At 73.1% G+C, this 25801-nt stretch carries 21 protein-coding genes; 14 read left to right on the top strand and 7 right to left on the bottom strand.

The features are described 5' to 3' along the window. Window positions 1-55 precede the first annotated feature (55 nt). Window positions 56-1072, bottom strand: a complete 1017-nt coding sequence (locus ABR738_RS16730; RefSeq protein ID WP_350230775.1) for an SGNH/GDSL hydrolase family protein — start codon at window positions 1070-1072, stop codon at window positions 56-58. Window positions 1073-1237: 165 nt separating this feature from the next. Between ABR738_RS16730 and ABR738_RS16725 the strand changes: the two genes are divergently transcribed. Next, window positions 1238-2626: a cystathionine beta-synthase gene (locus ABR738_RS16725; protein ID WP_350230774.1), complete on the top strand. Its 1389-nt coding sequence runs from the start codon at window positions 1238-1240 to the stop codon at window positions 2624-2626. A gap of 1023 nt (window positions 2627-3649) precedes the next feature. On the opposite strand, the gene ABR738_RS16720 is transcribed toward ABR738_RS16725, so the two are convergent. Next, on the bottom strand, window positions 3650-4102 hold the full coding sequence (locus ABR738_RS16720) for a hypothetical protein (protein WP_350230773.1): 453 nt from the start codon (window positions 4100-4102) through the stop codon (window positions 3650-3652). After that, on the bottom strand, window positions 4089-5675 hold the full coding sequence (locus ABR738_RS16715; protein WP_350230772.1) for a purine-cytosine permease family protein: 1587 nt from the start codon (window positions 5673-5675) through the stop codon (window positions 4089-4091). Before ABR738_RS16715 ends, ABR738_RS16720 begins: the two co-directional genes overlap by 14 nt. Before the next feature lie 145 nt (window positions 5676-5820). On the opposite strand from ABR738_RS16715, the gene ABR738_RS16710 reads away from it, so the two are divergent. Further along, window positions 5821-6075, top strand: a complete 255-nt coding sequence (locus ABR738_RS16710; protein ID WP_350230771.1) for a hypothetical protein — start codon at window positions 5821-5823, stop codon at window positions 6073-6075. An 11-nt stretch (window positions 6076-6086) separates the two neighbouring features. Then, window positions 6087-6926, top strand: coding sequence for a MurR/RpiR family transcriptional regulator (locus tag ABR738_RS16705; protein ID WP_350230770.1), 840 nt, complete (start codon window positions 6087-6089; stop codon window positions 6924-6926). Window positions 6927-7067: 141 nt separating this feature from the next. Here ABR738_RS16705 and ABR738_RS16700 read toward each other — a convergent pair whose 3' ends face one another. Beyond that, window positions 7068-8426, bottom strand: a complete 1359-nt coding sequence (locus tag ABR738_RS16700; protein ID WP_350230769.1) for a type III PLP-dependent enzyme domain-containing protein — start codon at window positions 8424-8426, stop codon at window positions 7068-7070. Window positions 8427-8541: 115 nt separating this feature from the next. Between ABR738_RS16700 and hutU the strand changes: the two genes are divergently transcribed. The 4 genes from hutU to hutI all read left to right on the top strand — a co-directional run bounded on the left by hutU (window position 8542) and on the right by hutI (window position 14585). Beyond that, window positions 8542-10200 (top strand): urocanate hydratase, encoded by a 1659-nt coding sequence (hutU, locus tag ABR738_RS16695; RefSeq protein ID WP_350230768.1) that lies wholly within the window; start codon window positions 8542-8544, stop codon window positions 10198-10200. A 335-nt stretch (window positions 10201-10535) separates the two neighbouring features. Beyond that, window positions 10536-11786, top strand: a complete 1251-nt coding sequence (locus ABR738_RS16690) for an allantoate amidohydrolase (protein ID WP_350230767.1) — start codon at window positions 10536-10538, stop codon at window positions 11784-11786. Next, complete coding sequence (locus ABR738_RS16685) at window positions 11777-13114, top strand: formimidoylglutamate deiminase (RefSeq protein ID WP_350230766.1); 1338 nt, start codon at window positions 11777-11779, stop codon at window positions 13112-13114. The genes ABR738_RS16690 and ABR738_RS16685 overlap by 10 nt, the downstream gene beginning before the upstream one ends. Window positions 13115-13418: 304 nt before the next feature. Further along, entirely contained in the window at window positions 13419-14585 is a 1167-nt protein-coding gene (gene hutI, locus ABR738_RS16680) for an imidazolonepropionase (protein ID WP_350230765.1), read from the top strand. 20 nt (window positions 14586-14605) lie between these two features. On the opposite strand, the gene ABR738_RS16675 is transcribed toward hutI, so the two are convergent. Continuing rightward, window positions 14606-14926 (bottom strand): hypothetical protein, encoded by a 321-nt coding sequence (locus tag ABR738_RS16675; RefSeq protein ID WP_350230764.1) that lies wholly within the window; start codon window positions 14924-14926, stop codon window positions 14606-14608. A 287-nt stretch (window positions 14927-15213) separates the two neighbouring features. Here ABR738_RS16675 and ABR738_RS16670 point away from each other — a divergent pair, with 287 nt between their 5' ends. Further along, window positions 15214-17061, top strand: coding sequence for a hypothetical protein (locus ABR738_RS16670; RefSeq protein WP_350230763.1), 1848 nt, complete (start codon window positions 15214-15216; stop codon window positions 17059-17061). A gap of 348 nt (window positions 17062-17409) precedes the next feature. Continuing rightward, on the top strand, window positions 17410-17826 hold the full coding sequence (locus ABR738_RS16665; protein ID WP_350230762.1) for a hypothetical protein: 417 nt from the start codon (window positions 17410-17412) through the stop codon (window positions 17824-17826). A gap of 8 nt (window positions 17827-17834) precedes the next feature. On the opposite strand, the gene ABR738_RS16660 is transcribed toward ABR738_RS16665, so the two are convergent. Next, window positions 17835-19877: a lipopolysaccharide biosynthesis protein gene (locus tag ABR738_RS16660; protein WP_502964222.1), complete on the bottom strand. Its 2043-nt coding sequence runs from the start codon at window positions 19875-19877 to the stop codon at window positions 17835-17837. A gap of 859 nt (window positions 19878-20736) precedes the next feature. Then, window positions 20737-21639: an RNA polymerase sigma factor SigF gene (locus ABR738_RS16655; protein WP_350230760.1), complete on the bottom strand. Its 903-nt coding sequence runs from the start codon at window positions 21637-21639 to the stop codon at window positions 20737-20739. Between the two features lie 245 nt (window positions 21640-21884). Between ABR738_RS16655 and ABR738_RS16650 the strand changes: the two genes are divergently transcribed. The 5 genes from ABR738_RS16650 to ABR738_RS16630 all read left to right on the top strand — a co-directional run bounded on the left by ABR738_RS16650 (window position 21885) and on the right by ABR738_RS16630 (window position 25800). Next, the gene (locus tag ABR738_RS16650; RefSeq protein ID WP_350230759.1) at window positions 21885-22253 is read left to right on the top strand and encodes an STAS domain-containing protein; all 369 of its coding nucleotides are present in this window, start codon (window positions 21885-21887) and stop codon (window positions 22251-22253) included. 63 nt (window positions 22254-22316) lie between these two features. Continuing rightward, window positions 22317-22826: an ATP-binding protein gene (locus ABR738_RS16645; protein ID WP_350230758.1), complete on the top strand. Its 510-nt coding sequence runs from the start codon at window positions 22317-22319 to the stop codon at window positions 22824-22826. A gap of 187 nt (window positions 22827-23013) precedes the next feature. After that, a complete protein-coding gene (locus tag ABR738_RS16640) occupies window positions 23014-23715 on the top strand; it encodes a peptidase (RefSeq protein WP_350230757.1) in 702 nt (233 codons plus the stop codon). 55 nt (window positions 23716-23770) lie between these two features. Further along, window positions 23771-24721: a COG1470 family protein gene (locus ABR738_RS16635; RefSeq protein ID WP_350230756.1), complete on the top strand. Its 951-nt coding sequence runs from the start codon at window positions 23771-23773 to the stop codon at window positions 24719-24721. Further along, window positions 24718-25800: a hypothetical protein gene (locus tag ABR738_RS16630; protein ID WP_502964097.1), complete on the top strand. Its 1083-nt coding sequence runs from the start codon at window positions 24718-24720 to the stop codon at window positions 25798-25800. Before ABR738_RS16635 ends, ABR738_RS16630 begins: the two co-directional genes overlap by 4 nt. The last annotated feature ends 1 nt before the right edge of the window (window position 25801 follow it).

The raw sequence follows: 25801 nt of genomic DNA, 5'->3' as shown, positions 1-25801 counted from the left end.
TCTGGCTCAGGTCGGGTGGGCCGAGGCGTCTGGGCGACGTGTCAGGGGCGACGTGTCAGGGGCGGGTGGGGGAGCTGTCGGGGGCGGTGCCGTTGGGGGTCGTGCCGTTGGGGGCCGGCTCCACCGGCGTCGGCAGGCGCCGGCGGCGGCGGTACTTGAGCAGGGCCCACGGCGCGCGGGCCCCGGTGACCTCCGTGCCGGCCTGCGCCGCCGCGGCGGACGCCGCCTTGGCCACCGGCAGGATGTCCTCGTTGCGGGCGGCGTCGGGGTGGTCGGACTCGGGCCACAGGCCGAGCGCGGCGCACAGCGTCGGCAGCACCGCCATCGCCGCCGTCGCGTACCCCTCGGCCGATGGGTGGTAGTTGTCGGGCCCGAACAGCTCGCGCGGGTTGGCCGCGAATTCGGGGCCCAGCAGATGGCCGAGCGACACGGTACGGCCGCCCTGCTCCACCACCACGATCGTCTGCGCCGCCGCGAGCTGGCGCGAGACGCGGCGGGCCAGCCAGCGCAGCGGCTGGTAGACCGGCTCGATGGTGCCGAGGTCGGGGCAGGTGCCGACGACCACCTCTGCGCCCGCCGTACGCAGCCTGCGTACGGCGGTGGCCAGGTGGCGGACCGAGGTGGCGGGTGCCGTTCCGCTCGTCACGTCGTTGGCGCCGATCATGATCACGCAGACGTCGGGGGTGCGGGCGGGGTCGTCGAGCAGCAGGGACACCTGGCGTTCCAGGTCCTCCGAGCGGGCGCCGGGCAGCGCCACGTTGCGCAGGGTGACCATGCGTTCGGCGACCGCCGCGAGCCCCGACGCGAGCAGCGCGGCCGGCGTCTGGCCCGCCCGGCGCACGCCCTGGCCGGCCGCCGTGGAGTCGCCCAGCATGCCGAGCCTGAGCGGTGGTGTGCCGTCGGCGTAGGCGGTCCCGTACAGCCCGTCCGCGTTGGGGGCCTGCGGGGAGCCGCCGCCCACCGTGCGTTTGGCGAGGGCGAGCTCGGCGAGCACGACACCGACCGCGGCCCCGGCCAGCAGCCCGATGCCGCCACCGCCGAACGCCGCGCCCGTCGCGATCCGCCGTGCCACCCTCGCTCTCGACAGAGTCCCCGCCACCGGCCACCTCCCAGGAGCTTGCAGACGTACATGAGCTAACTGCCCGGTGACGGGTGTCGCTCAATCCCGCGCAACGGTGAACACCCCCGCGCGATCCGCATACGCTGGCAGTACCTAATCGGAGACCCGGAGACAACGGTGCGATTCCACGACTCGATGATCAGCCTCGTAGGCAACACCCCGCTGGTGAGGCTCAACAGCGTGACCCAGGGCATTCAGGCGACAGTCCTGGCCAAGGTCGAGTACTTCAACCCCGGCGGCTCGGTCAAGGACCGGATCGCCGTCCGCATGATCGAGGCGGCCGAGCAGTCGGGCGCGCTCAAGCCCGGTGGCACCATCGTGGAGCCGACCAGCGGCAACACGGGTGTCGGCCTCGCCATCGTGGCCCAGCAGAAGGGCTACAAGTGCATTTTCGTCTGCCCTGACAAGGTCTCCACGGACAAGATCAACGTGCTGCGCGCGTACGGCGCCGAGGTCGTGGTCTGCCCGACCGCCGTCGACCCCGAGCACCCGGATTCGTACTACAACGTCTCCGACCGCCTGGTGCGCGAGACGCCGGGGGCCTGGAAGCCGGACCAGTACAGCAACCCGAACAACCCCCGTTCGCACTACGAGACCACCGGTCCCGAGCTGTGGGAGCAGACGGCGGGGAAGATCACCCACTTCGTCGCGGGCGTCGGCACGGGCGGCACCATCACCGGCACCGGGCGCTACCTCAAGGAGGCCAGCGACGGCAAGGTGCGGGTCGTCGGCGCGGACCCGGAGGGCTCCGTCTACAGCGGGGGATCCGGGCGGCCCTACCTGGTCGAGGGCGTCGGTGAGGACTTCTGGCCGACCGCCTACGACCGTACGGTCACCGACGAGATCGTCGCCGTGTCCGACAAGGACTCCTTCCAGATGACCCGGCGCCTGGCCAAGGAGGAGGGGCTTCTGGTCGGCGGCTCCTGCGGCATGGCCGTCGTGGCCGCGCTCAAGGTCGCCGAGGGCCTCGGCCCCGACGACGTGGTCGTCGTGCTGCTCCCGGACTCCGGCCGCGGCTACCTCTCGAAGATCTTCAACGACGAGTGGATGGCGGACTACGGCTTCCTGGAGGAGGGCAGCCACTCGGCGCGCGTCTCCGACGTGCTCGGCTTCAAGGAGGCCGGTCACCTGCCCTCGCTCGTGCACATGCACCCCGAGGAGACGGTCGGGCAGGCCATCGAGGTGTTGCGCGAGTACGGCGTCTCGCAGATGCCCATCGTGAAGCCGGGGGCGGGGCATCCCGATGTGATGGCCGCGGAGGTCATCGGCTCGGTCGTCGAACGCGAGCTGCTCGACGCGCTGTTCGCGCAGCGCGCGCTGCTCGACGATCCGCTGGAGAAGCACATGAGTGCGCCTCTGCCGCAGGTCGGTTCGGGCGAGCCCGTGGGTGACCTGATGTCGGTCCTGGGCAAGGATGACGCGGCGATCGTCCTGGTCGAGGGCAAGCCGACGGGTGTGGTCAGCCGCCAGGACCTCCTGGCCTTCCTGGCCCGCACCGCCAACTGACCCCACCCGGCGGGTCCCGCCCCACCCCGGCCCCGCCCAAGCCCCGGGGCTCCGCCCCAGACCCCGTTCGCGCTGAAGGCGCTCGTCCTCAAACGCCGGACGGGCTGGGTATGCCCATGCGGGCCCGCGCCAGATGCTCAGCGGCACGGGCTGAGGGTGTCGGTGCGGGCCCGCACGAGCCCCGCCAGGGGCGCGGGGAACTGCGCGACCAGCCCCGCACGGTCCGCAGTCGGAGTCCCTGGGGCTCCGCCCCAGACCCCGTTCGCGCTGAAGGCGCTCGTCCTCAAACGCCGGACGGGCTGGGTATGCCCATGCGGGCCCGCGCCAGATGCTCAGCGGCACGGGCTGAGGGTGTCGGTGCGGGCCCGCACGAGCCCCGCCAGGGGCGCGGGGAACTGCGCGACCAGCCCCGCACGGTCCGCAGCCGGGGCCCCTGGGGCTCCGCCCCAGACCCCTTTCGCGCTGAAGGCGCTCGTCCTCAAATGCCGGACGGGCTGAGGTTGCCCGTGCGGGCCGGCGTCGCCTCCTGCCAGGGGCTGAGGGTGCCGATGCGGGCCGGCACGGACCCTGCCAGGGGCGGAGCGGCTTGAGGTTGCCCATGCGGGCCAGCATCGACCCCACCAGGGGCGCGGGGAACTGCGCGGGCGGCCCCGCACCCTTCGCGGCCCAGCGCGGCGCCCCCCGCCGCCGCCCAACCGGCACGCCCCCGTCACACCCCCGCAGCACCCCCTTAACGCGCCGCAGGCACAGTGGTGGGTGTCGGCGGGGAACCCGGGCAGGGGCACCCGTCCGATGCCACCAGTGGCGTCAGGAACCCCGGAGCGGCTCCCGGAGCTCCGAAGGCGCCCAGGACGCGAACCCCGGCACACGCCGGCACCGTGTCCGCGCGGGAACCGCCGCCGTCCCGACCCCGGGCGACCGGGGGTGCGGCGGCTCCCGCGCCACCTCTCTCAACCAGGCCCGCCCAGGCGGCAGTTGACCTCAGTCGTCAGTCCTCAGTCCTCAGTCCTCAGTCCTCAGTCCTCAGTCCTCCTCCCGACGGCGCCGGGGCAGGAGGTGCCACGGCCATCGGTGTGCCGCGTGCACCGCGTTCACCGCGACGATGCCGCACCACGTCACGAACAGGCCCTTCAGACCCCCGTTGACCCCACCGATCGCGGACAGCGGGATCGCCAGGATCAGCGAGACCATGGCGAAGCCGAAGCGTTCGCCGAAATGGTGATCCGTGCCCGCGCCCTCGCGGCCGGGACGGCCCCCGCGGGCCACGACCATCTGCTGCTCCGCGAGCTGACGGCGCACCCGCCGGTCCACCGAGCCGTCCACCCGCTGTTCGACCTTCTCCAGGAAGGAGTCGACCAGCGCGGACTCGTAGTCGGGGCCGAGCTCCCTGCGGGCGTGCAGGGTGGCGTCGAGTTCCTTCTTGAGCTCGGCGTCCTTGACGAGACTGGACCGGGGCTCGGTGTCACGGGCATCCATGCGGTTCACGGTACGGAGCCGACGCCCCCGGCGCAGTGGGGGTATCCCCCGTATTCCTCCTGCGTGCCAGCACGAAGAAGAGCGCCGCCGGCACCACGAGCCCCACCATCCAGGAGACGTCGGCGCCGCCGAGCCGGGCCACCAGCGGCCCGGCGTAGAAGCTCGTGGCCAGGAAGGGCAGTTGGGCCAGCACGCCGACCACGTACACCGACAGCGCGTCCCAGCGCCAGGCCCCGTACCGGCCAGTCGGGTCGAAGAGGGCGGGGATGTCGTAGCGCTCGCGGGAGATCAGGTAGTAGTCGACCAGGTTGATCGCCGACCAGGGCGTGAAGAAGGTCAGCAGGAACAGCAGGAAGTCCTTGAACGAGGTCAGGAAGGAGTCCTTGCCCGCGAGGGCAACCGCCGTGCCGGCCAGCATGATGCCGCCGACGCAGAGGGCGCGGGCGCGCGGCCCGACCGTCTTCTGCGCCCGGAAGCCGCCGATGCCGGTCACCAGTGACATGAACCCCCCATAGGTGTTCAGGACGTTGATGGTCAGCTTGCCGAGCGCGATCGTGAAGTACAGGAACGAGGCGGCAAGGCCCGCGCCGCCGAGCCCGACGACGTACCCCACCTGGTCGTCGAGGAAGGCGTCGCCCGCGGTCGCGGCCACCAGGACGCCGAAGGTCATCGAGAACTGCGAGCCGAGCGCGGAGCCGCCCAGCGTCCACCAGAACGTGGCGCGGGCGCTGGTCGTACGGGGCAGATAGCGCGAGTAGTCCGCGACGTAGGGCCCGAACGCCAGCTGCCAGGACGCCGAGAGCGACATCGCCAGCAGGAACATCGGGACGTGGAAGGCGCGGTCGTGCAGGACCGTCGTCAGGTCGATCCGGTCCAGCAGACGGATGACGAGGTAGACGAGGGCCGGCGCGCAGATCACGCTCGCCACCCGGCCGAGTATGTGGATGACGCGGTAGCCGATCGTCGCCGCCACGGCGGTGACCAGGGCGAAGACGAGGATGCCGGGGGTCTCGCCGAGGTGGGTGAGTTCGCCGACCGCCTGGCCCGCGAGCACGGTGCCGCTCGCGAAGAACCCCACGTACATCACGATCACCAGAAGCAGCGGCACCACCGCGCCCCTCACCCCGAACTGGGCCCGCGAGGAGATCATCTGCGGCAGCCCCAGGCGCGGGCCCTGCGCCGAATGCAGGGCCATCACGGCGCCGCCCAGCGCGTTGCCGGCGACCAGGCCGATGAGCGACCAGAACGCGCCGCCGCCGAACACCACCGCGAGGGCGCCGGTCACGACGGCGGTGATCTGGAGGTTGGCGCCGAGCCAGAGTGTGAACTGGCTGAAGGCGGTGCCGTGGCGCTCGGCGTCCGGGACGAGGTCGATGGACCGGCGCTCGACGAGGAAAACGCCGCGCGCCGGTGGTTCGTCCCGTCCGGTGGGCGCGGCGGGTTCGGTGGCGGGTCCCGCGGTTTGCCCTGCGGGTTCGGTGTATGCGGCGGGATTGGTTGGCTCGGCTGGTCCGGCTGGTCCGGCTGGTCCGGCTGATTCGGCTGGTTGGGCTGGTTGGGCTGGTTGGGCCATGGGGGAATGTGCTCCTTCGCGGGGAGGAGGCGCGCGGGCTTGCCCGGCTGTATATCTTCATGCAGAGTTCTTGGTGGCTGAATAGCTTGTCAATGGCTCGGGCCGGAGCCGTACGTTCCGCGTCCGGGAATGGTGGTGTTCGCGCATGTTGTCGTCCCACGTCGTGGACGGCGATCTCCGGGCCTTCGCCGCGTCGGTGTCGTTCGGGCACGCTGTACTCTCTCGGGGCGCCGAGGAGCGGGCCGGCTTCGGCCCGCTCGCGGTCCGCCGCACGGCGCGGCCCGGCAGGGCGCCGCGCCGGGTGGTGGGGCGTGAACCGGGCGCGGTGGTACGGGAGTTGGCGGCGCGCCGACGGGGTCCGCGCCCAGGACCGGACCGGTTCAAGGACGTGGACGTATGAAGGGGGACGGCATGAGCGAAGGCCCTGCCGCACGGCTGCAACAGCTCTTCGAGGGGCGTCGGCTGACCCCGACGCAGCGGCGCATCGCCCACTGCATGGTGCGCCGGGCCGCCGACGTGCCGTTCCTGTCCAGCGTGGAGCTGGCCGAACTCGCGGGCGTCAGCCAGCCCTCGGTGACCCGGTTCGCGGTCGCTCTCGGCTTCGACGGGTACCCCGCGCTCCGGCGTCACCTGCGCGAGGTGGCGCCCGCGCCGGCCGACGCGGTGGCCGAGACGTCCTTCAACGAGTACCAGCAGGCGGTGCGGGCCGAGATCGAGAATCTTCAGCATCTGGCGGGGCTGCTCGCGGACCCGGGGCCGGTCGAGCACGCGGGCCGACTGCTCGCGGCGTCCCGGCCGCTGCCCGTGCTCGGCCTGCGCGCGGCCTCGTCGCAGGCCCGTGGTTTCGCCTACTTCGCGGCCAAGGTCCACCCCGATGTACGCCTGCTCGACGAGGGCGGCACCATGCTGGCCGACCGGATCGACGCGGCGGTGCGGGCCGGGGCATCGGCGCTGCTGTGCTTCGCGCTGCCGCGCCATCCGAGGGAGGTCGTGGAGGCGCTGGCGTACGCGCAGGCGGCCGGGCTCACCGTGGTCACGGTGGCCGACTCGGCGTTCGCGCCGGTCGCCAAGTACAGCGATCTGCTCATTCCGGCCGCGGTGGGCACGGGGCTCGCCTTCGACACGGCGTGCGCGCCGATGCTGCTGGGGCGGGTGCTGCTGGAGGCGATGTGCGACGGGTTGCCGGACGCGCAGGCCAGGTTGGAGGAGTTCGACGCGGGGGCGGCGGCGCGCGGCCTGTTCGTCGAATAACCTCGCCCCCGACCAGATAGTCAGGGGCGCGGGGAACTGCGCCGAACAGACTGAAGTCGCCGTGCGGGCCCGCACCAACCCCGCCAGGGGCTGCGTGCTCAGCCACGCACGGCCCGCGCTCGAAAAGCAACCGGCACCGGGTCAGAGCAGGGCGTCCGCGTGGGCGCCGCCCGCTTCCCTCACCAGGTCACCCAGCGGCTGCGGACCCCGCACCATCGCGAATCTCACCCCTTGCGGCGTGGCCGTGAAGCCGTAAACGCCGGGCCGGGCAAGGGAGTTGTAGGAGTAGTGGTGGGCGAAGTAATACGCCCCGGTGTCGAGCACCGCCGCATAGTCGCCCTGTTCCAGCCTCGGCAACGGCCGGTTCTCCGCGAGCAGGTCCCCGGCGAAGCAGGCCGGCCCCGCGACGTCCTGCGCGACGGCAGGACCCGTCTTGGGGCGCCCCTTCGCGTCGTACGCCTCGATCCGCAGCGGCCAGGACGCGGGCGCGTACACGGTGCGCGCGGCGATCTGCACCCCGGCGTGGGTGACCGCGATGGGCCGCCCGCCCGACACCTTGGCGTACTCGACCCGCGCGAGCACCGTGCCGTGCTTGGCGAGCAGTGCGCGGCCGAACTCCGTCACCAGCGCGTACCGCCCGTCGAACAGGCCCGGCGCCGTTTCCTTCAGGACGCGCGCGTAGGCGGCGTACGTCGGCGTCTCCTCGTCCGAGCCGAAGTTGACCGGGAGCCCGCCGCCGATGTCGAGCGTGTCGACCTGGCGCCGGCCGACCGCCGCGTTGATCTCCTCGGCGAGCTCATAGGCGGCCAGGACCCCCTGGGCCATCAGGGGCAGCGCCACGCCCTGCGAGCCGGTGTGGGTGTGGAGCCGGGTCAGCCAGGGGCGCTCGGCGTACGCCTTGACGACCCAGTCGCGCGCGCCGTCGTCCAGGAGCGCCACCCCGAACTTGGAGGTCGCCGTCGCCGTGGACAACGCGTCGATGGACCCCGCGCCCACCTGCGGGTTGACGCGCAGGCCGAGCGGCGAGGAGGTCGCCCCCGACTCCACCAGCGCGTCCAGGCGGGCCAGTTCCTGGGGGTTGTCCGCGTTGACCGCGATCCCGAGGGCCAGCGCCTCGCGCAGCTCGGCCGGGGTCTTGGCGGGGGAGTCGAGCACGGTGTGGGCGGGGTCGAGCCCGGCGGCCCGCGCGAGGGCCAGCTCGCCGGGGCTTGCGACCTCGGCGCCCAGGCCCTCGGCGCGAAGCAGCCGCAGCACCGGGACCAGCGGGCAGGCCTTCACGGCGAAGGCGTGCAGCACGGGCGCATCGGTGACCTCGTCGAACGCGGCGCGCAGGGCGGCGGCGCCGGCGCGGATGCCGACGGTGTCGAGGAGGGCCACGATGGGCGCGTCGGGCCCCGCGAGGCCCTGCTCCACGGCGGCCCGTACGGCCTGTTCGCGCCGGCGCGCCGCAGCGGCGGGGGCGGCGGTGCGGGCGGTGGGGGACGGTGCCGGGGACGTCATGCGAACCAGCCAATCACCGGGCGCGCGCGAGCGCAGGACCGCGCCATGTATTGACTAGTTCTATTCAGTGACCCAGGATGTGAATATCTGGATCAGGTCACGAGGAGGCATCGCCATGTCAGGACCCCGCCCCGTACGGGCACCGCGCGGTACGGAACTGAGCGCCCTGGGATGGCAGCAGGAAGCCGCGCTGCGCATGCTCCAGAACAACCTCGACCCCGAGGTCGCCGAACACCCCGACCAGCTCGTCGTCTACGGCGGCACCGGCAAGGCGGCCCGCGACTGGCGCTCCTTCGACGCGATGGTGCGTACGCTGCGCACGCTCAAGCAGGACGAGACGATGCTCGTCCAGTCCGGGCGTCCCGTCGGTGTCATGCAGACCCACGAGTGGGCGCCGCGCGTCCTGATCGCCAACTCCAACCTGGTGGGCGACTGGGCGAACTGGGAGGAGTTCCGCCGCCTTGAGCAGCTGGGCCTGACCATGTACGGCCAGATGACCGCCGGGTCCTGGATCTACATCGGCACCCAGGGCATCCTCCAGGGCACGTACGAGACGTTCGCCGCGGTCGCCGCCAAGAAGTTTGGCGGCACGCTGGCCGGGACGATCACCCTGACCGCCGGTCTCGGCGGCATGGGCGGCGCCCAGCCGCTCGCCGTGACGATGAACGACGGCGTCGCGATCTGTATCGACGTCGACCCGCGCGCCATCGAGCGCCGCATCGAGCACCGCTACCTGGACGTCAGGGCCGACTCTCTTGAGCACGCGCTCCAGCTGGCCGTCGAGGCGCGCGACGCCCGCCGTCCGCTCTCCATCGGCCTGCTCGGCAACGCGGCGGAGCTGCTGCCGCGCATGCTCGCCGAGGGCGCCCCGATCGACATCGTGACCGACCAGACCTCGGCCCACGACCCGCTGGCCTACCTGCCCGTCGGTGTCGCCTTCGACGACATGGCGGCGTACGCGGCGAAGGACCCGGCGGGTTTCACCACCCGCGCCCGTGAGTCCATGGCCCGGCACGTCGAGGCGATGGTCGGCTTCATGGACGCCGGTGCCGAGGTCTTCGACTACGGCAACTCCATCCGCGGCGAGGCTCAACTGGCCGGTTACGAGCGGGCGTTCGCCTTCCCCGGGTTCGTGCCGGCCTATATCCGGCCGCTGTTCTGCGAGGGCAAGGGCCCCTTCCGCTGGGCGGCGCTTTCGGGCGAGGCGTCCGACATCCACAAGACGGACAAGGCGCTGCTCGAGCTCTTCCCGGAGAACGAGTCCCTGCACCGCTGGATCAAGATGGCCGGCGAGCGCGTCCACTTCCAGGGTCTGCCGGCGCGGATCTGCTGGCTCGGCCAGGGCGAGCGCGACAAGGCGGGCGACATGTTCAACGACATGGTCGGCAACGGCACCCTCGCGGCGCCGCTCGCCATCGGCCGCGACCACCTCGACTGCGGTTCGGTGGCCTCCCCGTACCGCGAGACCGAGGCGATGCTCGACGGCTCCGACGCGATCGCCGACTGGCCGCTCCTGAACGCCATGGTCAACGTCGCCTCCGGCGCGTCCTGGGTCTCCATCCACCACGGCGGCGGGGTCGGCATGGGCCGCTCCATCCACGCGGGCCAGGTCTCGGTGGCCGACGGCACGAAGCTGGCGGGCGAGAAGATCCGCCGCGTCCTCACCAACGATCCCGGGATGGGTGTCATCCGGCACGTCGACGCCGGCTACGACATCGCCGAGCGGGTGGCGGACGAGAAGGGCGTACGCGTCCCCATGCGGGAGAGCAAGTGACCACCAACCCCGGCCCGGGTCCGTCCTCAATCGCCGGACGGGCTGAAGACGCCGGCCCGGGCCAGGACGGGATGCCTGGGGCGCTGCCCCAGACCCCGTCCGCGCCTGAAGGGCGCTCGTCCTCAATCGCCGGACGGGCTGAGGTCGCCGCTGTGGGCCAGGGCGGGATGCTCGGGGGCGCGGGGAACTGCGCGACCGGCCCCGCACGGTCCGCAGCCGGGGTCCCTGGGGCGCCGAGCGCCGGACGGGCTGAGGTTGCCCCTGTGGGCCAGGACGGGATGCCCGGGGGCGCGGGGAACTGCGCGACCGGCCCCGCACGGTCCGCGGACGTACCCATGCCCCCGGAGGGTTTCGGGAAGGGGCGGGGTGGGGGAGAGCCCCCCTCGTTCCAGGAGATGTGGCGCGAGCTCACCCCCATCGGCCGCGACAGCGACACCCGTGGCTACCGACGCCACGCCTGGACCGCCGCCGACGCCGACTGCCGCGCCTGGTTCAAGGAGCAGGCCGAGTCCCGGGGGCTCACCTACGAGCTGGACCGCAACGGCAACCAGTGGGCCTGGGCCGGCGACCCGGCGGCCGGTGACGCCGTCGTCACCGGCTCGCACCTCGACTCCGTCCCCGACGGCGGCGCCTTCGACGGCCCCCTCGGCGTGGTGTCGTCCTTCGCCGCGCTCGACGAACTACGGCGCAGGGGCGCCGAGTTGACCCGCCCACTCGCCGTCACCAACTTCGGGGACGAAGAGGGCGCCCGCTTCGGCCTCGCCTGCGTCGGCTCCCGGCTCACTGCGGGACAGCTCACCGTCGAGGCCGCGCACCGCCTGCGCGACCAGGACGGGACCACCCTCCCGCAGGCGATGGAGCGGGCCGGGTACGACCCGGACACCATCGGCCCCGACCCCGAACGCCTCGCCCGCGTCGGCGCGTTCGTGGAGCTCCACGTCGAGCAGGGCCGCGCCCTCGACCTCAGCGGCGACGCCGTCGGCATCGCCTCCGCCATCTGGCCCCACGGCCGCTGGCGGTTCGACTTCGCGGGTGAGGCCAACCACGCCGGCACCACCCGCCTTGCCGACCGACGCGACCCGATGCTGACGTACGCCGAGACCGTGCTCGCCGCCCGCCGCGAGGCCGAACTCGCGGGCGCCGTGGCCACGTTCGGCAAGATCTCCTGCGAGCCCAACGGGGTCAACGCCATTCCCTCGATGGTGCGCGGCTGGCTCGACTCGCGCGCCGCCGACCAGTCCACCCTGGACACGGTCGTCGCCGCGATCGAACGGGCCGCCAAGGAGCGCGCCGAGCGCGACGGCGTGGACCTCACCGTCGTACGGGAGTCCTTCACGCCCGTCGTGGAGTTCGAGCACGCCCTGCGCGACGAGATCGCCAAGATCCTGGGCGGGCGCACCCCGGTCCTGGGGACCGGCGCGGGACACGACGCCGGAATCCTCTCCGGTTCGGTCCCGACCGCCATGCTGTTCGTACGCAATCCCACGGGCGTCTCGCACTCCCCGGCCGAGTTCGCCGGTGAGGACGACTGCGTCGCCGGGGTGCTCGCACTCGCCGATGTACTGGAGGGCCTGGCGTGCAGGTGACGTACTGGCTGGAACACGCCTGGCTGGACCCCGAGGTCGAGCCGGGCGTAATCGTGGAGGTCGCGGGCGACGGCCGGATCGCCGCCGTCCGCACCGGGATCGAGGCGCCGCCGGCCGGCGCGGTGGTGCTGCGCGGGTTCACGATCCCCGGCCTCGCCAACACCCACTCGCACGCCTTCCACCGCGCCCTGCGCTCCACCGTGCAGGTCGGCTCGGGCACGTTCTGGACCTGGCGCGAGACCATGTACGAGGTCGCGGCCCGGCTCACCCCGGACTCCTACCACGCGCTCGCCCGCGCCGTGTACGCGGAGATGGCGCTGGCCGGGATCACCGCCGTCGGGGAGTTCCACTACCTGCACCACGCGCCCGGCGGGGTCCCCTACGCCGACCCCAACGCGATGGGCGAGGCGCTGATCGCCGCGGCCGCCGACGCGGGGATCAGGATCACGCTGCTCGACACCGCCTACCTCTCCTCCGGCTTCGGCGCCGCCCCCGACCGCCACCAGCTGCGGTTCTCCGACGGCACCGCAGAGGCGTGGGCGGAGCGTTGCTCGGCGCTCAAGGAGCGCGACCACGCGCGGATCGGCGCGGCCATCCACTCCGTACGGGCCGTCCCCGCGCGGGAGTTGGGCACGGTCGCCCAGTGGGCCCAGGCGCGCAGGGCGCCGCTCCACGTCCACCTCTCCGAGCAGACCGCCGAGAACGACGCCTGCCTGGACGCGTACGGGATGACGCCCACGCGGCTGCTCTTCGAGCACGGGGTGCTCGGCGCGCGGACCACCGGCGTCCACAACACCCACCTCACCGACGAGGACATCGCGCTGCTCGGCTCCACCACCACCGGCACCTGCATGTGCCCCACCACCGAACGCGACCTCGCCGACGGCATCGGGCCCGCGCTCGCCCTCCAGCGCGCTGGGTCGCCGCTCTCGCTCGGCAGCGACAGCCACGCCGTGATCGACCTGCTCGAAGAGGCGCGCGCGATGGAGCTGAACGAGCGGCTTCGGTCGCGGACGCGGGGGCACTGGACGGCGGCGGCGCTGCTGCGGGCGGCGACGGTGGACGGGCACGCCGCGCTCGGGTGGGGTGAGGCGGGGCGCATCGAGCCGGGCGCGCCGGCCGATCTGGCCACGATCGCGCTGGATTCCGTCCGGACGGTGGGGGCGGTGCCTCGGCTCGCCGCGGAGACGGCCGTTTTCGCGGCGGGGGCCGCCGATGTGCGGCACGTCGTGGCGGGCGGGCGTCAAGTCGTGCGGGACGGCGCCCACACCCTTCTCCCTGACGTCCCGTCCGCCCTCTCCAAGGCCCTGACCACCCTACGATCCTGACCCCCTGGGGCCAGGCCCCGAAAGCCCCCGCCCCGCCCCTTCCCTGAACCCGCCGGGGGCGAAAAACCCTGGGGCTCCGTCCCAGACCCCGTTCGCGCCTTGCAAGGGGCGCCGTCCCCAAACTCCCCCAAGGCCTCAAGGGCCAGGGGGGAACCTCCATGACGGGCTGAAGATGCCGGTGCGGGCCGGCAGGGAGTAGTCAGGGGCGCGGGGAACTGCGCGACCAGCCCCGCACGGTCCGCAGTGCCGAATCCACCCCCGGCGGGACTCGGAAAGGGGCGGGGTGGGGGATAGAAAGGAAGCCATGCGCACCACCCTCGTACGGAACATCGCCACCCTCGTCACCAACGACCCGGAACGGGACGACGGCCCCCTCGGCCTCATCCAGGACGCCGCCCTCGTCATCGAGGGCGAGCGGATCGCCTGGGCCGGCCGCACGGCCGACGCGCCGGACGCCGACCACGCCGTCGACGCGCGGGGCCGAGCCGTCATCCCCGGCTTCGTCGACTCCCACTCCCACCTCGTCTTCGCGGGCGACAGGACCCAGGAGTTCAACGCCCGCATGAGCGGCCAGGCCTACGCCGCCGGCGGCATCCGCACCACCGTCGCCGCCACCCGCGCCGCGAGCGACGAGGCGCTTGGGGCGAATGTCGCCCGCTACCTCGCCGAGGCGCTGCGGCAGGGCACCACCACCCTGGAGACCAAGTCGGGCTACGGCCTGACCGTCGAGGACGAGGCCCGCGCCCTGCGCGTCGCCGCCGAGCACACCGACGAGGTCACCTACCTGGGCGCCCACATCGTCGCCCCCGAGTACGCCGACGACCCGGCCGGATACGTCGCCCTGGTCACGGGCGAGATGCTGGACGCGTGCGCCCCGTACGCCCGCTGGATCGACGTGTTCTGCGAGAAGGGCGCCTTCGACGGGGACCAGGCGCGGGCGGTCCTGACGGCGGGCCGGGCCAAGGGGCTGCTGCCGCGCGTGCACGCCAACCAGCTCACCTACGGGCCCGGCGTCCAGCTCGCCGTGGAGCTGGAGGCCGCCTCCGCCGACCACTGCACCCACCTCACCGACGCGGACGTCGACGCGCTCGCCAACGGCACCACGGTGGCGACATTGCTGCCCGGCGCCGAGTTCTCCACGCGGGCCCAGTGGCCGGACGCCAGAAGGCTGTTGGACGCGGGCGCGACCGTCGCGCTGTCCACCGACTGCAACCCCGGCTCGTCCTTCACGTCCTCGATGCCGTTCTGCGTCGCGCTCGCCGTACGCGACATGGGGATGACCCCGGACGAGGCGATCTGGTCGGCGACCGCCGGCGGCGCCGCCGCCCTGCGGCGCAGCGACATCGGCCGCCTCGCGCCGGGCGCCCGCGCCGACCTGGCGTTCCTCGACGCCCCCTCGCACGTCCACCTCGCCTACCGGCCCGGCGTCCCGCTGGTGAGCGAGGTCTGGCGGGCGGGCCGCAGGGTCTGACCGCGCCCCTCAGCGGGCGTTCAGGAGCCGGCCAGCCGCTCGATCTCGGCGGTGTCGCCGGTGGCGAGGAGCCCGAACAGGCGCAGCACCTCCTCCTTGGAGACCCCGGACAGCTGGCGCGGCGACGCGTCGGGATCGTCGGCGTGGTCGAGGTTCTCCCACAGGAGCCACAGCAGCTCGCCGCTCGGGAACGCCCTCAGCGACCAGCCGTTCTCGTGGGTCAGGGAGACGTCGGGGTGCTCGTCGTCGGCGTCGGCGAGGCCGTCCAGGATCGTACGCATCGTCGCTTCGTCGGGTTCCTCCACGTAGGTGCCCGACAGGTCGGTCATGAAGTAGCTCATACGGTGCATTAGCTCACGCGGGCCCCTGCCGCACCAAGGGGAGCGGCCGGCGCTCCGGGCCGTTCGCGGTGTAGCCACGCGGGCGCGAAGCGTGTTCCCATACCTTCGCAGCCAGGAGACGGCGGCGTGACGGCCGCGACCACATCCGTGGGGGGAGTCGCACTGTGCGGGAACGTGGGCCCACGCCGGTCACAACAGGGGGGCAGTGGCCCCCCGACGACGCGGCGGGGGAACGGGCTCCGGACGCGCCGACGCGGACCGCGCGAAACGGCGGGAGCCGCCGCCGGATGCCTTTCCCGCATCACCTGATACACCCTCAACTCCTCCTCACCTGGCTCCCGTTGGCAGCCGCCACGGCCCTGTGGATCTACGCGCTGCCACGCATCGACTACCGGCACATGGGCGACTGGGGCCTGCTCGACAAGCTGCCCGCCGCCTTCTACCTCTCCCTCGCCGTCCTCACCGGCGGCTTCGTCGTCAGCCTGCGGCGGGCCGGCACCGCGCCCTGGTGGCCCGGGCTCTACAGCGTCGTCCTGCTCTTGGCCCTGAAGGCGCCCACCGCGGTCCTGTACAACGCGGTGCGCTACCCCTGGGCGTCCAAGCACGACGCGGTCGTCAGCCATCTGCTCGCCAACCAGGAGCTGCGCCCGGGCGTCCCGCTCTCCGGCAACATGGCGGCGTACGACCAGTGGCCGGGATTCTTCACGCTCAACGCGGGGCTCGTACGGGCCTTCGGCGTCGACACCGCCGCCTCCTACCTCAACTGGGCGCCGATCTTCTACGGCGTCGTCCTCATCCCGGTGCTCGTCCTGATCTACCGCACCTTCGCCGAGGACTGGCGGCTGGTGTGGACCGGCGTGTGGATCTTCGAGGTCGCCAACTGGGTCGGCCAGGACTACTTCTCGCCCCAGGGTCTCGCGCTGATCCTGCACCTGGCCGTACTCGCCGTGGTGTTCCGGCACTTCGTACGCCCCGGGTCGGCGGGGCGGCTGCGCTCGCGGGCCGAACTCGACCCGGCGGCGGCCGGGGTCCCGCCGCCCACCACCGCGCGTCAGCGGGCCGTCTGCGTCGCGGTCCTCGTCCCGATGATCGCCGCGATCAACTTCACCCACCAGCTGACCCCGGTGATGCTGTGCGTCGCCCTCGGCGCGCTCAGCCTCACCCGGCGCTACCGCAACCCCGGGCTGCTCGCCGTGACCGCCCTGATCATGCTGGTCTGGGACCTCACGATGGGGCGCCCGCTCTTCGTGGAGACGCTGGCCTCCCTGAAGGAGTCGGTGGGCAACCTCCTGCACAACTCGCGCGCCGGATACGTCGGTGAACTCACCGGCCCCGGGCCCGTGTTGCAGGGACGGGCCGACGTCGTGATGGTGCTCGTGGTCGCGGTGCTCGCCCTTGTCGCGGTCGTACTGCGACGCGCGCTGACCCGCAGTGCGCTGCCGCTGCTTGTGGTGTCGGTGGCGCCGGTGCCGCTGTTCGCCGTCAACGACTACGGGGGCGAAATGCTCTTCCGGGTCTATCTGTTCGGGCTGCCGGGCGCCGCGTTCTTCGCGGCGGCGGCGCTGGTGCCCGCGGCGGGGCGGGCGGTGGCAGGGGTGAAGGTGGTGGGGGCCGGGGCGAAGGCGGGGCGGGTGTCTTCCGTGGCGCGGCGGCGGATGGGGGCCGTGGCGCTGCCGCTGGTGCTCGTGCTGCTGGTCGGGGGGTTCGTGCCGGCCTACTACGGCAAGGAGCGCATGTACTACACGCCGCCGGCCGAGACGGCGATGGTGACGCGGGTGATCGACAACGCGCCCGAGGGGTCGATGATTCTCGCGGTCACCGGGTCGTTTCCGCAGGCGCTGCGGCGGTACGACCAGCTGGAGCACTGGTTCGTGGCCGAGCAGGAGGAGCCTCGCAACGTGGCCATGCTGCGGGATCCTGTGGGGTTCCTGGAGCCGCAGTTGCCCAAGGACGGGCGGCCCGTGTACTTCCTCTTCACGCGGACGCAGTACGTCTACTCGGCGGGGGAGGGGTTGCTTCCCGTGGGGGGTTTCCAGGAGCTGGAGGCCAAGCTTGAGGCGTCCGCGCGGTTTCGGGTGATCGACCGCACGTCGTACGGAACGGTCCTCCAGTACGCGCCCCCACGTCCCCCGTGACCCGGTTTCGGCCCCTCCCCGCCCCTTCCCTGAACCCGCCGGGGGTGAAAGACCCTGGGGGCTCCGCCCCAGACCCCGTTCGCGCCTTAAGGGCGCTCGTCCTCAATCGCCGGACCGGCTGGGTACCCCGGCGCGGGCCAGCACGAACCCCGCCAGGGGCGCGGGGAACTGCGCGAGAAGCGCCCACGACCGGCACCCGACGACGAAGGCCATTAAGGGGCGCGGGGAACTGCGCGACCAGCCACCTACGGACCGCGCCCGAAAGGCAACCGGAGTGTCAGGGGCGCGGGGAACTGCGCGAATGGCCGTGTGTTGCGGCGGACGAACCACTTGGAGGAGACCCGCACCATGACCCGTACCCGTACCCGTACCCGCACATACGGCCGCCTCGCCGCCGCGCTGTCCGGCTGGCTGACTCTCGCCGCCACCGCACTACCCCCCGGCCCCGCCCGCTGGATCCCCGTCCTCCTCTTCGTCTCCCTCGGCCCCGGCCTCGCCCTGCTCCACCCCCAGCCGACCCCCCTGCGCCCCGGCGCCCGCCTGGAGGCCCTGGCGCTGGCCGCGCCGCTGAGCCTGTCGCTCGGGGCGCTGGTGTCCACCGCCCTCTTCCTCGTACACGGCTTCTCCGCGACCGCGTTCCTCGTCTCTCTGGCCGCCGTCGCGACCCTCGCCTCCGCCTTCCCCGGCCTGCCGCTGCCCGCCGCGACCCGGGGCGCGGCCGAGCGCGGGGCCGAGCGCGGGGCCGAGCGCGGGGCCGGCCGCTGAGCCACGCCTCACACGGCCCGCCCGCCCCGCCCGGCCCGTCTGAGGCGGGCGTACGTCACCGAGGCGGCCGTCGCCACGCACAGGCCCGTGAAGACCGGCAGCGCCACCGCCGCGAAGGTGTGCCGGCCCGCCCAGGCCGTGATCGCCAGGAGCCACACCAGCACCGCCGTGAGGCGCCAGTGCGCGCCGAGGGCACGCAGCAGCACCGCGGCCAGGGCCAGGCAGAGCGGGTGCAGAGCGAGCGGCAGCCAACGGGCCACGCCGTCCGGCGCGCTGAAGCCGGCCGTCTCGGACAGGAAACGGACGAACGGGGTGTGCCAGGGCCCGGACAGCGCATCGGGAGGTACGCCGAGGATGAGCGGCGCGGTGTGCAGGCCCGCGACCGTCACCCCCAGGCCCGCCACCAGCAGCCCCGGGGCGGGCCGGTAGAGCGACACCGCCCCACTGCACACGACGATGAGCAGCACCCCGCCGGTCAGGCTCACCGGCGGCAGGGCGCGCAGCAGCCCCGCGCCGTCGAGGCCGCCGCCCGCCGGGGCCGCCGCACGCGAAAGGGGCACCCAGAACAGTCCCGCCGCGAGGCCGAGCAGCAGCCACAGGGTGGTCGTCAGCCACGCCTCGTCGCCGTCGCCGTCGCGCTCGGGGGCGGCGGGGCCGCGCGGCGGGCGCGGGGCCGCACCGGCCGCCGGGGCCGGGCCCGGGTCCACGCCGGCGCGCGGATACGTGGTCGGCTCGGCCCAGCGCGTCCCGTACTCCGGATCCGTATCGGCCCGCGCGAGGGCCCAACTGGTGCCGAGCTCCCGCGCGTTGGGTCCGCCCGGCGCGCGGAGGGCGGCGCGACCCGCGAGCGCGCCCCGCAGGCCCGGCACGCAGCACAGGGCGATCACGCTCATCGCGCACAGCTGCGCCCAGCCCGCGCCGGAGATGCCGAGCGGGCCGAGCAGCACCCCGGCGCCGCCGAGGACCAGGGCGCACATCGCGCCCTGGAGGAGCGCGAGCACCCCGGTGCGCCCCTGGACGCGGAGCACCCCGATGTACAGCTCGACGGCGACCCGGGGGATCGCGGCCAGGGACAGCAACCGCAGGACCAGCGTGCCGTGTTCGGCGTAGTCGCTCCCGAAGGGGCCGAGGATCCGGGGCGCGGCCACGAGCAGGAACAGGACCACCGGGATGAGCAGCAGCGCCATCCGGCGCAGCGACCCGCGCACCCCGTCGGCGAGCCTGCCGGGGCTGTGCGAGGAGTGCGCGGTGAGCGACGAGGCCATGTTGACGGCCAGGAACTCCATGGTCCCGCCGACGGAGTACGCGATGAAGAAGAAGCCGTTCTGGTCGGCGGGGAAGCGCACGGCGACCAGCACGGGGAGCAGGTTGATCATCGCGAGGGAGAACAGCGCGCCGATCGAGTCCCCGGCCAAAAAGCGGCCGATCTCGCGCGGCTCGGGGACGGGACGGTCGTGGTCGGCCCGGGCCTGCGCGGGAATGAGATGGCAGAAGACCAGCCAGCCGAGCGGCACGATGGACAGGGCCGACGCGGCCGTCCAGGACACGAAGACCCCGAGCGGGAGCGCCGAGAACGCGGCGAGCAGGAGCAGTTTGCCGAGCGAGAACACGGCGTTGCCGACCGGCACCCAGACCGCCTTGCGCAGGCCGGTCAGGACACCGTCCTGGAGGGTCAGGACCGCCCAGGCCACCGTCGCCACCGTGAAGAGCGTTCCGGCGGCGGGCCCGGACAGGGGCGCGTACGACGGGCCCCACAGGGGCAGCGTGCACAGGAAGACGACGCAGGCCACCGCCACCACGACGGCGCTTGCCAGGTAGGCGCGCCGTACGAGCGGCCCCGTCGAGCGCCCGGCCCGTGGCACATAGCGGACCACCGCGCCGATCAGTGTGGCGGCGGTGACCGAGGCGAGCAGCTTCATCGCGGCGATGGCCGCCGAGCCCTGCCCGACCGCCTCCTCGCTGTAGTAGCGGGCCGCGACCAGCCAGAAGCCGAGGCCGAGCGCGGCGGAGACGGCCGTGGAGAGCATCAGGGCGTAGGCGTTGCGGAACATCGAGTCGCCCCCGGTGCCGGCGCCGTCCGCGTCAGACACCGAAGGGGCCGCCCCGCGCGGGCCCGACGCGCACGGCCCGCAACGGGCCGACGGACAGGGCGGGTCGGGCGAACCGTCGGCCGGCCGCCACCCGGGTCACGCGGCGGTCCGCCCCGAGCGGGGCGCGCAGGTCCGCGTGGTGGGCGCCTGAAGCGGCCAACGCTGGTCCGGGGCAGGCGGGTTCAGCGCGCTGCGGGCCCGCGCGGTGGCCGCCGGATGCGACCAACGCCCTTTCGGAGCAGGCGGGTTCGGCGCTGTGCGGGCCCGTGCGGTGGGCGTCTGGTATGCCCAACGCCGGTCCGGGGCAGGCGGGTTCAGCGCGCTGCGGGCCCGCGCGGTGGCCGCCGGATGCGTCCAACGCCCTTTCGGAGCAGGCGGGTTCGGCGCCCTGCGGGCCCGCGCGGTGGGCGGGGGGATCGGTCCGGGCACAGGAGCAGAAGGGGGCGGGGCCGGGCGCCACCCGCAGGGCGCGGGGCCGCTCGTCTGGGCGCGGCGGCACCGGGGTGTCCTCGCGTTCCCGGTGCCCGGGCAGGCGAAGGGCGGCCCGCACGGCGGGCACCGGGCATGGTCCGGGCGCGACGGGCCAGTGCCCCGGCGCCACATACGAGCGGCGTCGGCAGGACGGCGCGACCGGTCGCGCACGGCCCGGCCGGTCGCGTGCCGGCCGGTCGCGCACCGGTCTTTCGACCGCGTCGTACGCCATGAAGTCCCCCCAGACCTCCCGCGGCCCCAGCGCTCAATGTGACCCCGGCCACGGCGCTTCGTCAACAACGCCGAGCGGCCCGTTCCTTGACGGAACGGGCCGCTCGGCGGCGGTGCGTCACTCCTCGACGGTCAACCCCTTGCGGAGCACCCGCAGGGTGCGCGAGAGCAGGCGCGAGACGTGCATCTGGGAGATGCCCAGCTCCTCGCCGATCTCGGACTGCGTCATGTTGGCCACGAAGCGCAGCGACAGGATCTTCCGGTCCCGCGCGGGGAGCCGGGCGATCAGCGGCTTCAGGGACTCGATGTACTCGACGCCTTCGAGGTCGTGGTCCTCGTAGCCGATGCGGTCGCTGAGCGCGCCCTCGGTGTCGTCCTCCTCGGGCTGGGCGTCGAGCGAGCTCGCGGTGTACGCGTTGCTCGCCGCCATGCCTTCGACGACTTCTTCCTTGGTGATGCCCAGGCGTTCGGCGAGCTCGCCCACCGTGGCCGAGCGGTCAAGCTGCTGGGCGAGTTCGTCGCCCGCCTTGGCGAGGTCCAGGCGGAGCTCCTGAAGTCTGCGCGGGACCCGCACGGACCAGGAGGTGTCGCGGAAGAAGCGCTTGATCTCGCCGACGATGGTCGGCATCGCGAAGGTCGGGAACTCCACGCCCCGGTCGCACTCGAACCGGTCGATCGCCTTGATCAGGCCGATCGTGCCGACCTGGACGATGTCCTCCATCGGCTCGCTGCGGGAGCGGAAGCGCGACGCGGCGAACTTGACCAGTGCCAGGTTCAGTTCGACCAGGGTGTTGCGTACATATGAATGCTCGTGCGTGCCCTCTTCGAGCGCGTCCAGGCGGGCGAAGAGCGTCTTCGACAGCGCCCGCGCGTCGACGGGGCCGACCTCGGCGAAGGGCGGGATCTCGGGGAGGCCCTGGAGTCCTTCTGGTGCGTGCTCTCGTGCCCGCGGGGGGCGGATGTCCTGCTGGTCCTGCTTGATCGACGTATCCGCCGGCGATTCGTCGAGCCGGGGTGACATGGGTCTCCTCCATCGTTCTCGGCATATGGCTGCCGATGCCCATATGTGTTGTCCGCGGTGTGCGGCGCCTCCGTGGCCGGTCGTGTTGAATAACTGTCGCTACTACCCCTACCCGCATTGTGTGGGCACTTGCAAGGCTTCTTTGTCCCCATATGTCCACTTTGCGGGGTTGTTTGACTTTCAGATGTCGCAGGGAAGGCGTAGTGTTCTTGAGAAGTTACGACGAATCGGCGAAGAGGGACGGCATGGACCGCGGCACGGTCGGCAGCACGAATCGGGGCCGGCTCCGGGTCGGAGTCCGTACCGAGGGCGGCAGCGAGATCCTGACTCCGGCGGGTGAGCTTGATCACCACACGGCGGATCTGCTCAGGGAACCCTTGGAAGGGGCCATCGCCCAAGGGCGTATCCGGCTCGTCGTGGACTGCTCGCAGCTGGAATTCTGCGACTCCACCGGATTGAACGTGCTGCTCGGCGCCCGCCTCAAGGCGGAAGAGCTGGGAGGGGCGGTCCACTTGGTGGCGATGCAGCCGGTGGTTGCGAGAGTTTTCGAGATCACCGGCGCGGAGGCAGTCTTCACTGTGCATGATTCGCTCGATACCGCTCTGCGTGACTGACCCCGATTCGTCCGGGCAGGAGATGCAGACAAGACATTGGCGAATCGGTGAGGTGAAGCGCTGATGAGCACCACCCGGGAGCAAGCTCCGGGCGACCGCGGACCAGAGCCCCGTGGGGGCGGGTCCGCCGCCGTGCCGTCGGATTCCGACGGCGCGGGCTCCGTCACGTCCTCGCGCGTTCTCGCGCTCACCGGAGCGAGCGGCATCGTTCCGATGGCACGTGACTTCACCCGGCAGGCGCTCTACGACTGGGGCTGGCTTCCGGCGGCGACGGCCGAGGGCCGCGCCGCCGCCGAGGACGTCCTGCTCGTGGTCTCCGAGCTGGTGACCAACGCGTGCCTGCACGCCGAGGGGCCCGAGGGGCTGAAGGTGTCGCGCACCGCCAAGGTCCTGCGTCTTGAGGTCAGCGACCTCGGGGCGGGCCAGCCGGCGCCGCGCACTCCGCACCGCGCGGGCCGTCCCGGAGGGCACGGCATGTTCATCGTGCAGCGGCTGTGCCTCGACTGGGGCGTGGTGCGCACGCCGGGCGTGACCGGCAAGACGGTCTGGGCGGAACTCGCGGCACCCGCGTAACTCCCGTTCGCGGCCCCCTTCGTGGTTACCGGCGGTTCGAACCGCCGGGCCACTGGCATGTCCGGACCTCGATCCGCCCTGTTCTGTGTCTTCCCTCGGCAAGGGCCCCGGCGTACCTTGCGCCCTATCTGATGTGCCGTCAGGAACGTGGCGGCCTCCGGCAGGACCGGCATGAGGGGGATTCGAGGTGTCGTACCCGAAGCGGACAGCTCTCGCGCTGGCGGCGGCGGTCGCGGGCTCGGTGGTGCTGGTCGCCGCCCCGGTGGCCCAGGCCTCCGTCGTGGACGTCAACTATGACTGCAAGACGCCGATCGGTGCGAAGAGCGCGGTGTCGCCCATCGACATCAAGGCGGTCCAGAACGGCGGTTCCTACCAAGTCACCATGTCGTTCCAGAAGGGCGTCTCCTCCAGCCCGGTCGCCCTCGGCCCGGGCGCGATGAACCCGAGTGCCACGATCACCCTCGGCGGCGCCGACAAGGGCACGGTCGCGGTCTCGGGCCCGGCCAACTCCGCCGAGATCCCGGCCAACTCCCCCATCAAAATCAGTGACTTGTCGGGCACCTATGTCCCGAAGGCCAACGGCAAGGTCACCTTCACGGCGGGCGTCCTCACCATCAAGGCGCTCGGCACCACCACGACCTGCACCGCGAGCAACAGCCCCGGCCCCTCCCTCGAACTCGACGTCACCGGGGCCACCGGCTCGGGCGCCACCGGCTCAGGGGCGACCGGCTCGGCCGCCACCGGCTCGGGCGGCACTCCGGGGCCCTCCGCCCTGCCCAAGACGGGCCCACTCGACTCGGCCGTAGCGCTCGGCACCCTCGGCGGCACCGTCGTCCTGGTGGGCGCGGCCGGCGTGCTCTGGCTCACCCGGCGCGGCCGGCGGGCCTGACCCCACTGCCTACGCCCCCGGCACCCCCGCACCCCGCGCGTCCGAGGAGCCGCCGATGCGTCCGATCAGCCCGGTCCCCCCGGTCCTCGCGGTCCTGGCCCTGCTGCTGTGCGCGCTCTCGGCGCCCGCCGCGCGGGCCGCGCCGTCGGCCGACAAGGAGTGGACCGCCGCGCCCGCGTCCGGCGGCGCCTCCCGCCCGAGCGCCGACGGCAGGCCCTGCTTCTACCTGGAGGGCGCGCCCGGCACGGTCCTGGAGGACAGGCTCTCGCTCACCAACCCCACCGGCGCCGCCCTCACGGTCGGGCTGCGCGGGGCCCTGGCGTACAACAACGCCGATGGTTCCTTCGGCGCCCGCGCGACGCCCGATCCCTGGATCGCTCTGGCCGCGCCCGACGTGCGCGTCCCGCCGGACACCCGCGCCGACGTGCCCTTCTCGGTCACCGTCCCGGCCGGCGCGCGGCCCGGCGACCACCCGGCGGCCCTGGTCGCCGTCGCGGGCGGACGCGAGGTGGACATCCGCCTCCAAGTCCGGGTCGCGGGGCCGACGTTGAGCGCGCTGACCGTCGAATCCGTACGCGTCGACAAGCGCCACCACGTGATCCGGTACGTCCTGGTCAACCGGGGCAACACCGCCCTCACCCCGAGGCTCGCGGTCCGGGGCGACGGGGTGTTCGGGCGCGCCCTGGACCGCGCCCGGCGCGCCCTGCCGGTGGAGCTCCTGCCCGGGCAGCGCGTCGAGCTGACCGAACCCTGGCCGCATCCGCCCGCTCTCGACCGGGTCGAGGTGCGCCTGGACGTCACGGCGGGCGGCGGCGCCCGGTCGAGCGCCACGGTGGACGTCACGTTCGTGCCGTGGGGAGCGGCCGCCGGCGCCGTCCCGGTGCTGCTCGGTGGCGCGGCCGCCGCGTGGCTCGCGGTCCTGCGCAGACGGCGGACGCGCGCGCTCATGACGCCCCGAACGCCGTCGCCGGAACGTGAGTTGGCGCAGACAGGAGCGCGACAGTGAAGCCGCACCTGAGGGGTCGCGCGTCGGCGTTCGCCCGCTGTGTCCTGCTCGGCCTCCTCGCGCTGCCGGTGGCGGCCCTCGCCGTCCTGCCGGCCTCGGTGCCCTCGTACGCGGACGGCGGGAAACCGGCGGTCACGCTGTCCACGGCCGAGGCCGCCAAGGGCGCCGACGTCACCGTCACCGGCAGCGGCTGGCGGCCGGGGGCGCTGCTCATGCTGCTGGTCTGCGGGCAGTCCGACCCCGCCCGGGGCGTCATCGGCGGCACCAACTCCTGCTCCAACGCGGACGGCCAGGCCGTCACCATCGACGCCGGTGGCTCCTTCAGTAAGGTGCTCACGGCGGCGCCACCGCCCAAGCCATGCCCCTGCGTCGTCCATGTGGCCACCGTGCAGGGCGAACCCGTCCTCGTGGACACCGAGCTGAAGATCTCGGGGCATCCGGTGGCGCCGCTGCCCGACCAGGCGGGCGACGGCAGACTCGCCGTGCTGGCCGAGCCCCGCCTCGACGGCGCGAGCTCCGTGCTGACCTGGTTCGGCGCGCCACCCGCGCGCACCCTGGTCCTCACCGTCGGCAACCTGGGCTCCGCCCCGGTCAAGGATCCGGTCTTCCAACTCGGCACGTCCCACGACGTGTTCGCGCCGCAGTGGGAGGACCGCCAGTGGAAGGGCACCATCGAGCCCGGCAAGAAGACCGAGATCAAACTCGACGTCGAGCTGTCGGCCGGTGCCCACGGCGACTACCAGGTCTCGCTCCAGTACGCCAAGAAGCTGCTCGCCACCGAGCCCTGGGGCGTCGGCCGGCCCTGGGGCGTCACGCTCTTCTGGCTCCTGCTCTGCCTGGTGGTGCCCGCCGCCGTCTTCCGCATCGGCATGGCCGTCGTCGACCGCGTCCGCCCGCGTGCTGGCAAGCGCGGGACGCCGCCCGCCGCGCCCGGCCCGGGCCCCGAGCCCGCCCGGGCCACCACCACGGCCGCACTGCCCTGGTTCACACCTGACTCCGCACCGTTCACCCCTGACTCCGCACCGTCCAAGAACCACCCCACCCGTCCGAACGGCCCCACGACGAAGGGAAATTCGTGAC

This window comes from Streptomyces sp. Edi4 (assembly GCF_040253615.1).
Classification (GTDB): Bacteria; Actinomycetota; Actinomycetes; order Streptomycetales; family Streptomycetaceae; genus Streptomyces.
The sequence above is the reverse complement of the archived record's forward strand: the minus strand, read 5'-3'. Positions and strand labels throughout refer to the sequence as shown.